Origin of the sequence: uncultured Methylobacterium sp., assembly GCF_964244095.1 — a bacterium.
Classification (GTDB): Bacteria; Pseudomonadota; Alphaproteobacteria; order Rhizobiales; family Beijerinckiaceae; genus Methylobacterium.
Genome location: NZ_CAXTHR010000029.1, coordinates 1 through 13882, shown reverse-complemented (window position 1 = coordinate 13882; position 13882 = coordinate 1). Strand labels below are relative to the sequence as shown.

Sequence of the window (13882 nt, the reverse complement as noted above, 5' to 3'; positions counted from 1 at the left end):
GAGAGCAGCGGCGGCAGCCCCGCCCCGGCCTCGGCCCGCGTGAGCGCCGCAGCGCCGATCAACTCGCCTTGACCTCGTTCCACGCCTTGAGCCAGTCGGCGTAGTTCGGCGGGGCGACGGGCCAGAGGAAGTCCTTCATGATTCCCATGTCGTTCACGAAGATCGAGGCCTGCTCGGCGGGCGTGAGCTGGTCGCGGATCACCGGGGTGGTCGTGGCGTAGTTCCCGCCCCTGGCCACCGCCAGCCCGTAATCGGGGCCGAGGAGGTAGTCGGCGAAGGCGAGGCCGATCTCGGCCCGCTCGTCGGAGATGCCGGCCGGCATGGCGAAGCAGTCGCACCAGCCCATGATGCCGGCCGCGGGCTTGGCCATGCCCATCTTCATCGTGTCCTTGAGCACGTCGTAGGGCACGCGCCACGAGAACGCGCAGGTGACCTCGCCGGTGGCGAACAGGTTGGTGAGGTCGCCGATCGACTGCCAGTAGGTGCGCAGCAGGGGTTTTTGCGCGACCAGGACCTTCTTGGCCTCAGCCAGCTCGGGCCCCGACATCGTGAACACCTTGGCGCGGTCGATGCCCATGTGCAGGCCGGCGATGGCGATCGCCTCCAGGGCGTAGTCGCGCATGGCGAGCTGGCCCTTGTACTTCGGGTCGAACAGAGTGCCGTAATCCGGCTCCTTCTCGTGGCGGTCGGCGCGGTAGACGATCGGGTTGAGGCCCCAGAGGTAGGGGATCATGTAGGTCCGGCCGTCGGCGCCCTTGATGCGGTCCTGGCCCTGGAAGGCGTCGTACATCCGGGCGGCGTTGGGCACCTTCGCGAGGTCGAGCGCCTTGAGCACGCCGCCCTTGACGTAGCGCGAGCTGCCGTTGAGCGAGGGGTTGAGGAAGTCCCAGTCGACGCCCGCGCCGGACTTCAGGGCGGCGAACTGCGCGTCCTCGCTCGTCAGGAACGAGCGGCGCACCTTCACCCCCGTCCGGCCCTCGAACGTGTTGGTGTACTCGGCCTTGCCGTTGCTCTCCCAGGTCGCCCAGGTCACGTCGGCGACCTTCGCCCGGGCGGCGCCGGCTGGGCCGAGGATCAGGGGCGACGCGGCCAGCGTCGACAGCATGTGCCTGCGGGTCAGAGTGATCACGGCGTCATCCCATCATCGAGATCGTCCGGCCGTAAGGCTCGCACCGTTCGGCGCGGGCGCCTATGGGCCCGGCCCTATGGCCGCCATTGGCGCGGCCTTAAGGGACGCCGGCCAGCGTCCGGCATCTGGCACGGAAGATGCCCCTCAGCGGCGCATCGGGACCCGGCCCGGCCACAGGGAGGGCGGCGCGCATGTCCGGCGGCACGAACGGCGCGCTCGACGTGCGCCTGATGCGCACGCTCCTCATCCTGCTGACCGAGCGCAGCGTGTCGCGCACGGCCGAGATCCTCGGCCAGAGCCAGCCCGCGGTCAGCCTCACGCTCAAGCGCCTGCGCGGCCTGATCGGCGATCCGCTGCTGGTGCGGACGGGCAGCGCGCTGGTGCCGACGGAGCGCGGCCTCGCGCTCAAGGAGACCGTGCGGCGCCTGATCGACGAGATGGACGCGACGCTCTCGCCGAGCCCGCGCTTCGACCCCGCCGTGAGCAGCCGCTGCTTCCGGATCGTGGCGGCGAACTGCCTCGGCGCGATCCTGATCCCGCGCATCGTCCGGGAGATCGGCCGCCACGCGCCGGCGGCCACCGTCGACCTGTGTCCGATGCCGCGCATCGAGGATTTCGCGGCGCTGCTGGCCCGCGGCGAGGTCGACCTCGTCATCGGGAACTGGCCGCGCCCGCCGGCCGACCTGCGCATCGCGCCGCTGCTGTCGACCGACATCGTCTGCATGGTCGGGCCCCGCCACCCCCTGGCGCAGCAGGTCGCGCCGCTGTCCCTCGACCTCTACCTGCGGCAGCGCCACATCTCGCCGACGCCGGTGCAGTCGGCCGCGCTGAGCCCGATCGACGGGCGGCTGCTCGAACTCGGGCTGTCGCGGCGCATCGCGGCGACGACGCCCGAATATGCCCTGGTGCCGCCGATCATCATCGAATCGGACCTGATGTTCACCACCGGCCGGCCCTTCGCCGAGCACTACGCGCAGATGTTCCCCTTCGCGGTGCTCGACGCGCCCGAGGAACTGTCCAGCATGGACTTCTACATGCTCTGGCACGAGTGCAAGCACGTGTCCCCGTCGCACGCCTGGCTCCGGCAGGTTCTGCGCGGCGTCGCCGCCGACTTCCAGCGGATCGACTGCCGGACGGCCGGGCCGCGGGCGGCGCAGGCCCCGTATTCGGGTCTGACGGCGGGCGGCCCGTCCCGCGCCTAACGCCGTCGTCGCGCCGGCATCGACCGCCCTGGACGCAGTACGCAACCCGTCGATCACGGCGCGCCGACGACCATGCCGCATCGCTTCAGGCTCGGTCGGACACATCAAATGCCGGACTGAACATCTAGCGCAGGCCGCCGGTGGGAAGATGCGCCTCGATACCGGACACTCCGCTGGCACACCTCGGACAGGCGAGCGCCCGAGTAGGCGCACAGCCAAGGGACTCAACGGCGCACCGGGTCGGCCTCACCTGCCGCCGTCTTCAGGATCGTGAGGGCTTCCGCCTTCGTGAAGCTGCGGATATCCTGATTCGCCTTCTTGACGCTGCTGCTCACACAAACCGAGCCACCTCTGGCTGTCCTCCAGGCCGACGCGGACGTTGCCGCCCATGCTCGCTTCCTCCCGCGGATCGTTCCTCGAAGGGCCCGCGGCGCGCCCTCGCACGCGATCGTAGCCAGGACCGGGCGCAAGGGTGAAGCGCGGCGTCATCCCGCCGCGATCGGCAGCGGGCGTCCGCGCCGCAGCCGGCGCCAGCCGAGCACCACGCCGGACACGGCGATCACCGCGCCCGCCGCGAGAAGCAGGATCACGACGGCGTCCCAGGCGGGGCGGTGGCGCACGAGGGGGCCGAGATCGAAGCTGTGGAGCAGGTTGAACGCCCAGCGGTTGACCCGGCCCGAGCGGTCGAGCCGGTCCAGGACCTCGCCCGTATCGGGATCGATGTGGAACCACGTCGCGGCCGGGTCGTCGAAGGCCACGCGCAGCACCGGCAGCGGGCGCTCCTGGTGGTGCGAATACCAGTACGCGTCCGCCTCCCGCAGCAGGTCGGCGCCGACGAGGGCGGCGTCGGGCAGGAGGCGGCGTGCGGCCCCGACGAGGCCGTCGACGGTGGGCGGCGCGCCGGCGTGTTCGCCGCCGCGGCAGACGGTGACGGAGCGCGGAGCGCCGCCGAGCCAGGCCAGGCGCACCTCGACCGCGTCGGCGCAGGCGCCGGCCCGGATCGCGGCGAGGTCGAGGCCGGCGCGCGGGCCGGGCGCGGCGGCGTAACGCTCCAGCATCGCCGGCGTCGGGGTGCGCGGGGAGAACCACCGGTTCGGGTTCACCGAGAGCCAGCCGCTGACGATGAAGCTCATGAGCGCCAGCCCGCCGGCCAGGCCGCCGATGTGATGCCAGCGCGCCCAGCCGCGGTAGGGTGCGCGCAGGCGCAGCAGCCCAAGGACGAAGCCGCTTCCCGCGCCGGCGATGCAGAGGCCGGAGACCCACAGCACCACGTCGCGCCACAGCGCCGCCTGCGCGCGCAGCGGCGTGAGGTAGAGCCAGTGCGGGACCGCTCCGAGCCAGTTCCAGGCCCGCTCGTGCCGGCTGGTGTCCAGCGCGACCTCGCCGGTGGACTCGGAGACGTAGAGCACGGTCCCGGCGGCGTCGCCGAGCGCGACCCGGTGGAACGGGCGCAGCGGGTCGTAGCGCGCGACCACCGACCACTGGTCGCGCCCGACCGTGTCGAGGACCTGCGGGCGCACCGCGCGCGGGTCGTGCAGCGCGACCGCGACCGCGTCCTCCGGGCTCGCCGCCCCGAGCACCCGGCCGTCCTGGGCCGAGCGCGTGCGGCGCGCGCCGTCCCAGCCGGTGATGCGGTAGACCGGCTCCGGCCCGCGCATCGACAGGGCGAGGGCGCGGGGAAAGCGTTCCTCGCCGGCCAGCGCCGCGTCCGGCGGCACGCGCACCTGCTCCCAGGCGATCGGCGGCAGGGCGGCGCGGCGCTCGGCCTCGGTGAGCGCGGGGAAGGCGACGTACATCATCACCAGCCCGGATGCGAACCACATCGCGAAGAACAGGCCGGTGACGATGCCGAGCCAGCGGTGGCCGAGACGCAGCCAGCGCCTGCCCGTCCCCGCGATGCGGCGCGCGCTCGCCATCTCAGAACGCCGTCGTGAAGGCGAGCTCGACCGAACGCGGGCGCCCGAGCAGCCAGTTGGTGCCGACGCCGTCCACCGCGTTGCCGCTGATCGCGTAGACCTTGTCGAACAGGTTGAAGACCCGCAGCGACAGGCGCGAGGCCGGCGTGACCTGATGGTCGAGGCCGAGGTTGACCAGCCCGTAGGCCGGGCGCCGGGCGAGGTTGCCGAAGTCGCTGTAGACCGTGCCGACGTACTGGAACCCGACCCGCGCCTCCCAGTCCCGTGCGAAGGCGTAGTTGATCCAGGCGTTGGCGACGCGCTCGGGCACGTCGATCGGTTGGCGTCCGGCGTAGGAGACCACGGCGCCGTTCACGGTCTGGTCGAAGGCGTCGTACTGGGCCCTGAGAAGCGCGAAGTTGGCATCGACCCGCCACAGCGGCGTCACCTGGAACGACAGCGCCGCCTCGACGCCGAGCGAGGATTGCCGGCCGACCTGCGTCGCCACGCTCAGTTGGCCCGGCACGTTCGAGATCAGGTTGTCCTTGACGATGCGGTAGCCGGCGAGCGTCCACTCGCCTTTACCCTCGAGGAACACCCCTTTGGCGCCGACCTCGACCTGCTCGCCGGTGGCGAGCCTGAAGCCGGCCAGCGACTGCGAGAGGGTGATGAGGCTGTTCACCGGGTCGGTGGCGGTGGCGTACTGCGCGTAGAGCGCGGTGTCCGGCGTCGGGTTGAACACCAGCCCGAAGCGGTAGCCGAGCCCCTGGAAGCTCTTCTCGAACCTGTCGCCGGTGACAAGGTTTTCGCGTTGAAGGGTGGGCGCGTCGTAGCGCACGCCCGTCAGCAGCGAGAGTCTCTCCGTGAGGATCAGGCGGTCCTCGGCGAAGACCGAGGCCTGGTCGGTCTGCGTGGCGTAGGCCGGCCGTGCGCGGCCGTTCACCGGGAACAAGCCCGGATCGTAGTTGGTCGGCGGAACGCTCGTGGTCTGGTCGAAATAAAAGTTGTTGGTGTGGCGGAAATCGATGTGGTTCACGTCGAAGCCCGCCAGGAATTCGTTGCGGAACCCGAACAGGCTGCCGCGGAAGGCGGCGTCGAAGCGGTTCCCGACCTGCTCCTGCTGATGATAGATCTCCAGGTAGTCGCTGCGGTCGATCCGCCCGGTGCCGCGGTTGAACGCATACTGCTCCACGTCGAGCCAGTGGCGCCGGCTCTGGAGCCGGTAGGCGGTGTTGCGCACGGTGATGTCGGCGGTCGGCGTCCACTCGGTCTTCAGTTGGGTCCAGTTGTCGGCCCAGGTGATCTTGGCGTCGCGGACGTTGTAGTTGTTGAAGCGGATGGCATCCGGGATGCGGCCGTTCACCAGCGGCGTGCCCCAGTAGCGGGCCGGCTCCTGGTAGCCGAGGTCGTGGCTCACGGTGAAGGCGAGGTCCGGCGTCGCCTGGAGCAGGATCGCGCCCGAGACCGCGAGGTTGCGGAAGTCGCCCACCGGGTCGATCCAGCCGCCGGCGCGGTTGCCGCTGATGTTGAGGCGGTAGGCCACCGCGTCGCCGATCGGGCCGCCTGAATCGAGCGCCAGCCGCGCGATGCCATCGGTGCCGAGGCCGGCGCGCACGACGTTGATCGGCGTGAACGTCGGCTTCTTCGGCACCACGTTGATGACGCCGCCGATGGCGCCGTCGCCGTAGAGCACCGAGGCCGGGCCGCGCAGCACCTCGATGCGCTCGACGTTCCAGGTGTCGAACGGGAACGTCACCGTGTTGGCGCCGACGTACATCCGCGTGCCGTCGTAGAGCTGCTGGATCGAGTTCGGGCCGGCAAAGCCGCGGGATGTGAAGGCGCCGTTGCCGTTGCCAGGCGAGGCGATGGTGGTGATGCCGGTGCCGTTCTGCGTCACGGCGTCCGCGATCGTGTCCTGGCCGCGCAGGCGCACGGTCTCCCCGGCGATGATGTCGAGGCTGCCGGGCGTCTCCAGCGGCGTCAGGCCGAGGCGGCTCGCGCCACGGTCCGGCGTGCGCAGGTTCAGGCCGATGGGTGCGGCTCGGGTCAGGCCGACGCCGTCGCCTTCCACCGAGAGGGTGTCGAGGAGCACGCTGGTCGGCGGAACACCGGTTGCCGCCTGTAGAGCATGGGCGCCGGAGGCGCCGAGGGCGGCCGCGAGCAGCAGCAGGCGCAGGGTGGCGCGTCCGCCCACAGGGCGGAGGATGGGACGGGGATCGGGCATGGTCCGGCGGTTTCGGCTCTGGCGGTGCGGCGCGACGGCCGGCCCGGACCCGAACCTATGACGAATGTAACAATGTTACAATCGCGAGGCCGCTCGTGCGTGAAGCGGCCGTCATCGTGCGCGGGCCTGTGGCCTCCACAGATGCGGACGGACGCGTGACGCGCGGTGGGATCGGGCATGGGAACGGACGTGCGGACGCGCGTGGTGGCACGTCACCGCGAACGAAGCCGTGCCGCCCCGGCTCGCGCCGACGCGTCCCGACACCCGCCGGAGCACCCCGCCCGACGCGTTTCGCGTGTGACCACGACTGACGGCAGGTCTCCTGGCTCGCGGGTCGCCGCCCCCCATCGTCTTCCCAGGCGCAAGAGACCCAGTGACGTGCTGATGGAGGGCTCGCCGCTTACAGTTGCGGGGGCAGCCGCGGCATCGGAGCAAGCCCCTCACCGCGTTCCCTTTTGATCCCCGAGGGGAACCGCCGCGTCCAGTTAGGCGCCGGCGCGGACGGGAGTCAACACGGGCGAGCACATCGGCCGCGGCGCGCGGGCTTCGCGGTCCGCGGCCGGTGCGAACCGGCGCTCAGTTCGGGTGGAACACCACCTTCACGCAGCCGTCCTTCTTGTCGCGGAACGCCTTGTAGAGGTCGGGGCCGTCTGCAAGCTCCGTGGAGCGGTGCGTGATCATCGAGGTCATGTCGAACCGGCCCTCCTGGATCAGCTTGGTCAGCGGCTCGAGGTAACGCTTCACGTGGGTCTGGCCGCTCTTGAGCGTCAAGCCCTTCTGCACGATCGAGCCCATGTCGACCGGCACCGGGCCGCCGTAGACGCCGGGCACCGAGACGATGCCGCAGGGCCGCACCGCCCGGATCGCATCGCTCAGCACGTAGGGGCGCTGCGTCGCGGTGAGCTTCTCCTGGATCGCGCCGAGCACGCCGGTGATGCCATGTCCGGCCGACGCCTCCATGCCGACGCAGTCGATCACCGCGTCCGCACCCTCGCCCTTGCTGATCTCCTTGATCCGCTCGAACACGTCCTCCGTCTTGAAGTCGATGATGTCGGTGGCGCCCGACTTCCTCGCCAGCGCGATGCGCTCAGGGATCGTCTCGATGACGATGATGCGCTCCGCGCCCATGATCCTGGCCGACTGGATCGCGAACAGCCCGACCGGGCCTGCGCCCCAGATCGCGATGATCTCGCCGCCCTTGATCTCGCAATGCTCGGCGCCCTGCCAGCCGGTGGGCAGGATGTCGCTGAGGAACAGGACCGACTCGTCGTCCATGCCCTCGGGCACCTTCATCGGCGCGACGTCGGCCATCGGCACGCGCACGTACTCGGCCTGGCCCCCGGCGTAGCCGCCGGTGAGGTGCGAGTACCCGAACAGGCCGGCTGTGGTGTAGCCGAACTGCGCCGCCGCCATCGCGGCGTTGCGGTTCGAGCGCTGGCAGACCGACCAGTTACCAAGCTTGCACTGGCGGCATTCGCCGCAATTGATGTTGAACGGCACGACGACGCGGTCGCCCTTGCGGAACTTGGTGAAGCCCTGGCCCACCTCGACGACCTCGCCCATGAACTCGTGGCCGAGCACGTCGCCCGCTTCCATCGTCGGCATCTGGCCGTCCATGAGGTGGAGGTCCGAGCCGCAGATCGCGCAGGAGGTGACCTTGAGGATGATGTCGCGCGCGTCCTCGATCCGCGGGTCCGGGACCGTGTCGCAGCGGATGTCGTTCTTGCCGTGCCAGCACAGGGCCTTCATGAGCTTGTCTCTCGCGCCGTGATCGGGCGCCATCGACGATGGCGCTCGTCGGAGAACGCCGCGGGGCTATGGCCAAGTTCCGGCTCGCCGGAAAATGCCCTACGGCCCGGCCGTCCCGCGCGCGGGCTCCACGTCGAGCACGACGCTGGGCGGCGTCCCCGCCTCCCCGCCGCCCAGCACCGCGCCGAGGTCTTCCGGTGCCGCCACGGCGGCCTCCGCGGGGCGGGGCTCGCCCTCCGCCGCGCGCTCGGCCGCGACCCGCGCCACCGCCTCCGGCGCGATCAGGCCGAGGCCGGCCGCGTGCACGGCGATCGCTGTGCTGTCGGCGGCGATGACGAGGCGGCTGCCGGCCGCGGCGACGGCGTCGGCCAGCCGCTCGATCTCGGCGATCCGGGCGACCTCGCGCGAGACGTTGCGGATGTAGACCGCGCGCACCCGGCCCGGGTTCTCGGCGACGATCCGGCCGTACACCTCCGGGTCGTGCTGCCCGCTGTCGCCGATCAGCACGAAGGGCCGGTCGCTGTAGAGCGCCAGCATGTGCGCGATGAGCGCGCGCTTGTGGTCCTCCGCCCGACGGGGGAGAGGGCTTTTCCACGACAGGCCCCACTCGCGCAGGAACAGCACCGGGCCGACCGGAATGCCGTGGATCGTGAAGAACGCCGACAGCATCTCGTAGAGGCCCCAGGGCGCGCGCGAGACGTAGAGCATCGGGTTGGCCTGGGTCCCGTCGGGGCCGACGTAGAGCGCGCGGTAGAGCGCGGCGACGCCGGGGAAGGCGACGCGGCTCCCGGCATCCTCCACGAACAGCCGCCAGAGCATCTTCGCCTTGTTGGCGACGCCGGTGCGCATCACGGTGTCGTCGATGTCGCTGACGACGACGCAGCCCGCAATCCCCGGCGGGACGAAGACCTGTCCGACCGCCCGCACCGGCGGCTCGACCTCCAGCACGAGATCGACCGCGTGCCAGCCGGCGTCCCCTGGGGGAAGCGTGACGGGATGCAGGTGGACGCGGAAGTAGCCGTCCCGGTCGGTCTCGACGCGGACCTCGGCGCCGCCGAACCGGGCGGTGACGGCAGCGCCCGGAAGCGAGCGCCGCGCGATGCGCCGGGCGATGTCGCGCAGGTGCGTGCGCAGGCCGTCGTCGCCGGGCGCACGGTCGGGGTGCGATTGCCGGAAGACGCGGCCGATCAGGAAGATCGCCTCGCGCGAGCCGTAGCCGCGATAGGGCTCCAGCACGAGGCCGCCGCGGCCCTGCGCACGGCGGACCGGCTTGGCGGCGAGCCTCAGCGCCCGGAGCGCCGCCGTTCTCCAATGCCGTCCGCCCACCGCCGCCGTCCCCGTGCCGAACCGTCCCGCGACGGTCAACGCCGCACCAGCGCGATCCGTCCCGTCATGCGTCGGGAACGCCGTCGGCGTCCGACGGCCCCTCGTCCATCAGCGGGTGGAGGTCGCGGACCATGCTCTTGAGGCGTTCGTCGAGGACGTGGGTATAGATCTGCGTCGTAGCGATGTCGGCGTGGCCGAGCAGTTCCTGCACGATCCGCAGGTCGGCGCCGTTCTGGAGCAGGTGGCTGGCGAAGGCGTGGCGCAGCACGTGCGGGCTGACCCGGTCGGCCCGCAGGCCCGCAGCCTCGGCCGCCGCCTTGAGGTCGCGGGCGAAGGCCTGCCGGGTGAGGTGGCCGCTCTCGCTGTCGGCGGGAAACAGCCACCGCTCGCCGCCGGGCGAGGCGGCGAGGTGCTCGCGCATCGCCGCGCGGGCGAGGTCGGTCAGCGGCACGAGGCGCTCGCGGCCGCCCTTGCCGCGGACCACGAGGTACCGCTCGCGGGTGGAGGCGGCCGCGCGCGGCAGTGCGATCAGTTCGGAGACGCGAAGGCCCGTGGCGTAGAGCAGTTCGAGCAGGCACAGCATCCGCTTCGCACGCCGGGCCTGCCCCGCGGCCTCCGCGGCGACCGCCGCCTCGACCTGCGCGCGCGCGACGGCGAGCAGCCGGTCGACCTCGGCGACCGACAGCACCTTCGGCAGCGCCCGGCCCCGGCGCGGGCCGGAGACCGGCGCGCTCGGGTCCGATTCGGCGAGCCCCTCGGCGTAGAGGAACCTGTGGAAGCCGCGGATGCAGGACAGGCGGCGCGCGGCCGAGGCCGGCTTCAGCCCGCGCGGCTCCAGCGCGGCGACGTAGGCGCGCAGGCTCGACGCCGCGACCTCCGTGGGTTCGAGGCCCGCCTCGCCGAGGAACCCGAGATAATCGTCGAGGTCGCGCCGGTAGGCCTCGAGCGTGTTCTTCGCCGCTCCCCGCTCGGCGGCGAGCATGTCGAGATAGGCCACGATCTCCGGCCGCGGGGCGCCGGCGCGCGCGCGCGCCGGCGTCGTGTCCGGCGTCGTGCTCAGCGTCACTTGGCGCCAGGCTGGAGCTTGCCGGCCGGGATGGTCACGCTCATCTCCCGCGGCGTCGGTGTCACGAAGGTCGCCAGGGCGAACATCCCCGCGAAGACGAGGCCCGCCAGGATCGCGAGGGTGGCGAAGAATCGGAACAGGGTCGGCACGTCGGTCGAACCTCTGGGGCACGCGGCCGCCGCACGGTGAAGGCGGGATCTCGCGCCGCGGCGACCCGGGTTCCACCATGCCGTCACGGCGGTGGCAAGGCCCGCCGCGCCACAGCACCGGCCGGATGCGCCTGCGCCGGTGGACCGGTGCGCCGGACCCGGTTCGCGCGGATGCGGAAACGCGCTAAGACCCGGGCGCGGAGCCGTATCCACCGTCGATCCCTCGCCGACCCGACATCCTGCCGACCATGCCGAGTGCCGTCCGATGACCACGCCCGAACCGGCCGGCGAACCGATCGAGGCACGCCTGCGCCGGGCCCTCGGGTCGCGCTCGATCGTGCTCGTCGGCCTGATGGGCGCGGGCAAGAGCACCGTCGGCCGGAGGCTCGCGAGCCGGCTCGGCCTGATCTTCAAGGATGCCGACATCGAGATCGAGGCCGCGGCCGGCCTCACCATCCCCGACATCTTCGCGATCTACGGAGAGCCGAGCTTTCGCGACGGCGAGGCGCGGGTGATCGCCCGGCTGCTCAAGGCCGGCCCGCTGGTGCTCGCCACGGGCGGCGGCGCGTTCATGCGCGAGTCGACCCGTGCGCGGATCGCGGAATCCGGCGTCTCGGTCTGGCTGAAGGCCGAGCTCGACGTGCTGATGCGGCGCGTGCGCAAGCGCGGCAACCGTCCGCTCCTGCAGACCGAGAACCCCGAGGCGACGATGCGCGACCTCATAAACCTGCGCCACCCGGTCTACGCCGGCTCCGACGTGACGGCCTTGTCCCGCGACGTCGCCCACGACCGCGTGGTGCAGGACGTCCTGGAGGCACTCGACGCCTATCTCCACCCGGCCGACGAGACCCGCGCGGTCGCCGCGCAGTGAAGCACGCGATGACCGACCACCTCACCGTCCACGTCCCGCTCGACCGGGGCCGGGACTACGACATCCTGATCGGGCGCGGCCTGATCACGGGCGCCGGCGCCCGCGTGGCGGCGCTCGGCGGCCGGGCTGCGGCGATCGTCAGCGACACGACGGTGGCGGCGCTCTACGGCGAGGGGCTTCGCGCGAGCCTCGAATCCGCAGGGCTGCGCTCGGGGCTCGTCGCCGTCGCACCCGGCGAGACCTCGAAATCCTATGCCGGCTATGCCGCGGTCTGCGACGGCCTGCTCGCCCACAGGATCGAGCGCGGCGACCTCGTGGTGGCGCTCGGGGGCGGCGTCGTCGGGGACTTGGCAGGTTTCGCCGCCGCCACGCTCCGGCGCGGCGTGCGCCTCGTGCAGGTGCCGACCAGCCTGCTCGCGCAGGTCGATTCCTCGGTGGGCGGCAAGACCGGCATCAACGCGCCGCTGGGCAAGAACCTGCTCGGCGCCTTCCACCAGCCCCGCCTCGTGCTCGCCGACACGGGCACCCTCGACACGCTCTCGGAGCGCGAGATGCGGGCGGGCTACGCCGAGGTGGCCAAGTACGGCCTGATCGCCGACGCCGGCTTCTTCGACTGGTGCGAGGCGCATTGGCGCGGCATCTTCGCGGGCGGCCCGGAGCGCGACGCGGCGGTGGCGCTCTGCTGCCGCGCCAAGGCCGGCGTGGTGGTGCGCGACGAGCGCGAGGACGGCGAGCGCGCCCTGCTCAACCTCGGCCACACCTTCGGGCACGCCCTGGAGCGCCTGACCGGGTACGATTCCACCCGCCTCGTCCACGGCGAGGGCGTCGCGATCGGGCTGGCGCTGGCCTTCCGCTTCTCGGCCCGGCTCGGGTTGTGCCCCGGCCAGGATGCGGGGCGCGTCGCCAACCACCTCGCCATGGCCGGCCTGCCGACGACGCTGCAAGCGGTGCCGGGCGGCTGCGGCGATGCCGACGCGCTCCTCGACGCCATGGCCCAGGACAAGAAGGTGAAGGACGGCGCGCTCACCTTCATCCTCGCCCGCGGCATCGGCCGGAGCTTCATCGCCCCGGGGATCGACCGGGCGGCGGTGCGGGCGTTCCTGGAGGACGAACTGCGCCCGGCCTGATCGGACCGCGCGATCCCCGTGTCGGCGCCGTACCTCCGGTCGGTGCGGGCGTCGCGAGACGATGCGGCAATCCGAAACGAAATCCCCTATGAGAAGTTTTCGATGTCGCGCCTCGATCCCGAGCCGGCCGCGACGGCGTCAGCTTGAAACTACGGCACGATGGAAACCCACACCGACCTCTGGCTGGCCGCGATCATCGTCGTGATCTCGCTGCTGCTCTCGGCCTTCTTCGCGGGTGCCGAGACCGCCTTCACCGCCGCCTCCCGCGCCCGGATGCACTCCCTGGAGCAGTCGGGCGACCCGCGGGCACGGATCGTCAACCGCATCCTGGCGATCCGCGAACGCTTCATCGGCGCGATGCTGATCGGCTACAACATCGTCGCGATCGGCGCCTCGGCCTTCACCACCAGCGTGCTCACCGCGCTCTTCGGCAAGAGCGGCGTGATCTACGCCACCGTGGGCATGTCGGTGCTGGTCATCGTCTTCGCCGAGGTGCTGCCGAAGACGCTGGCGATCTCCAAGCCCGACAAGGCCGCCCTGCTGATGGCGCGGCCGGTCGCCTTCGCGGTGGCGGTCATGGGCCCGGCGGCGATCGCCATCGAGAGCGTGGTCCGGCTGATGCTGCGCCCGTTCGGGATCACCATCGGCGAGCACCAGTCGATCCTCTCGGCCACCGAGGAGATCCGGGGCCAGGTGGCGCTGCTCCACCGGGAGGGCGGCGTGGCAAAAGCCGAGCGCGACATGCTCGGCGGCCTGCTCGACCTCTCGGATCTCACCGTCTCCGAGGTGATGGTCCACCGCACCAAGATGCGGATTATCAACGCCGACCTGCCGTCCGAGGAGATCGTGCGCGAGGTGCTGGCCTCGCCCTACACGCGGATGCCGCTCTGGCGCGGCACCAGCGAGAACGTCGTCGGCGTGCTCCACGCCAAGGACCTGCTCCGCGCGCTGGACGCGGCCGGCGGCGATGCGTCCGGGCTCAAGGTCGAGGCGCTGGCGCTGGAGACGTGGTTCGTCCCCGACACGACCTCGCTCCGCGACCAGCTCAAGGCGTTCCTCACCAAGAAGACCCATTTCGCGCTGGTGGTGGACGAGTACGGCGAGGTGATGGGCCTCGTGACCCTGGAGGACATCCTGGAGGAGA

At 71.7% G+C, this 13882-nt stretch carries 11 protein-coding genes and 1 riboswitch; of the genes, 4 read left to right on the top strand and 7 right to left on the bottom strand.

Features of this window, described 5'->3' with window-relative positions:
* Positions 1–58: 58 nt before the first annotated feature.
* The gene (locus ACFE86_RS07015) at positions 59–1129 is read right to left on the bottom strand and encodes a PotD/PotF family extracellular solute-binding protein (protein WP_375454609.1); all 1071 of its coding nucleotides are present in this window, start codon (positions 1127–1129) and stop codon (positions 59–61) included.
* Positions 1130–1320: 191 nt separating this feature from the next.
* On the opposite strand from ACFE86_RS07015, the gene ACFE86_RS07010 reads away from it, so the two are divergent.
* The gene (locus ACFE86_RS07010) at positions 1321–2331 is read left to right on the top strand and encodes a LysR family transcriptional regulator (protein WP_375454608.1); all 1011 of its coding nucleotides are present in this window, start codon (positions 1321–1323) and stop codon (positions 2329–2331) included.
* A gap of 485 nt (positions 2332–2816) precedes the next feature.
* Here ACFE86_RS07010 and ACFE86_RS07005 read toward each other — a convergent pair whose 3' ends face one another.
* The 6 genes from ACFE86_RS07005 to ACFE86_RS06980 all read right to left on the bottom strand — a co-directional run bounded on the left by ACFE86_RS07005 (position 2817) and on the right by ACFE86_RS06980 (position 10740).
* Complete coding sequence (locus tag ACFE86_RS07005) at positions 2817–4247, bottom strand: PepSY domain-containing protein (RefSeq protein WP_375454607.1); 1431 nt, start codon at positions 4245–4247, stop codon at positions 2817–2819.
* A gap of 1 nt (position 4248) precedes the next feature.
* Positions 4249–6450, bottom strand: coding sequence for a TonB-dependent receptor (locus ACFE86_RS07000; protein ID WP_375454606.1), 2202 nt, complete (start codon positions 6448–6450; stop codon positions 4249–4251).
* A 294-nt stretch (positions 6451–6744) separates the two neighbouring features.
* Positions 6745–6942: riboswitch (cobalamin riboswitch) on the bottom strand.
* An 84-nt stretch (positions 6943–7026) separates the two neighbouring features.
* A complete protein-coding gene (locus ACFE86_RS06995; protein ID WP_375454627.1) occupies positions 7027–8199 on the bottom strand; it encodes a zinc-dependent alcohol dehydrogenase in 1173 nt (390 codons plus the stop codon).
* Between the two features lie 99 nt (positions 8200–8298).
* Entirely contained in the window at positions 8299–9525 is a 1227-nt protein-coding gene (locus tag ACFE86_RS06990) for an App1 family protein (RefSeq protein WP_375454605.1), read from the bottom strand.
* A gap of 64 nt (positions 9526–9589) precedes the next feature.
* Positions 9590–10525 carry a site-specific tyrosine recombinase XerD gene (locus ACFE86_RS06985; RefSeq protein WP_375454626.1) on the bottom strand — a complete coding sequence of 312 codons (936 nt, stop codon included), beginning with the start codon at positions 10523–10525 and terminating at the stop codon, positions 9590–9592.
* Between the two features lie 62 nt (positions 10526–10587).
* Positions 10588–10740 (bottom strand): histidine kinase, encoded by a 153-nt coding sequence (locus tag ACFE86_RS06980; RefSeq protein ID WP_375454604.1) that lies wholly within the window; start codon positions 10738–10740, stop codon positions 10588–10590.
* A gap of 265 nt (positions 10741–11005) precedes the next feature.
* Between ACFE86_RS06980 and ACFE86_RS06975 the strand changes: the two genes are divergently transcribed.
* The 3 genes from ACFE86_RS06975 to ACFE86_RS06965 form a co-directional block, all read left to right on the top strand.
* Positions 11006–11611 carry a shikimate kinase gene (locus tag ACFE86_RS06975; RefSeq protein ID WP_375454603.1) on the top strand — a complete coding sequence of 202 codons (606 nt, stop codon included), beginning with the start codon at positions 11006–11008 and terminating at the stop codon, positions 11609–11611.
* Between the two features lie 8 nt (positions 11612–11619).
* Positions 11620–12738: a 3-dehydroquinate synthase gene (gene aroB / locus ACFE86_RS06970; protein WP_375454602.1), complete on the top strand. Its 1119-nt coding sequence runs from the start codon at positions 11620–11622 to the stop codon at positions 12736–12738.
* A 159-nt stretch (positions 12739–12897) separates the two neighbouring features.
* On the top strand, positions 12898–13882 hold a 985-nt coding region (locus ACFE86_RS06965), incomplete at its 3' end, for an HlyC/CorC family transporter (protein WP_375454601.1).

Bases quoted from the DNA above. Each gene is read 5' to 3' on its own strand.
- ACFE86_RS07010 (WP_375454608.1), top strand. From the start codon at position 1,321: ATGTCCGGCGGCACGAACGGCGCGCTCGACGTGCGCCTGATGCGCACG.
- ACFE86_RS07005 (WP_375454607.1), bottom strand. From the start codon at position 4,247: ATGGCGAGCGCGCGCCGCATCGCGGGGACGGGCAGGCGCTGGCTGCGT.
- ACFE86_RS07000 (WP_375454606.1), bottom strand. From the start codon at position 6,450: ATGCCCGATCCCCGTCCCATCCTCCGCCCTGTGGGCGGACGCGCCACC.
- ACFE86_RS06995 (WP_375454627.1), bottom strand. From the start codon at position 8,199: ATGAAGGCCCTGTGCTGGCACGGCAAGAACGACATCCGCTGCGACACG.
- ACFE86_RS06975 (WP_375454603.1), top strand. From the start codon at position 11,006: ATGACCACGCCCGAACCGGCCGGCGAACCGATCGAGGCACGCCTGCGC.
- aroB (WP_375454602.1), top strand. From the start codon at position 11,620: ATGACCGACCACCTCACCGTCCACGTCCCGCTCGACCGGGGCCGGGAC.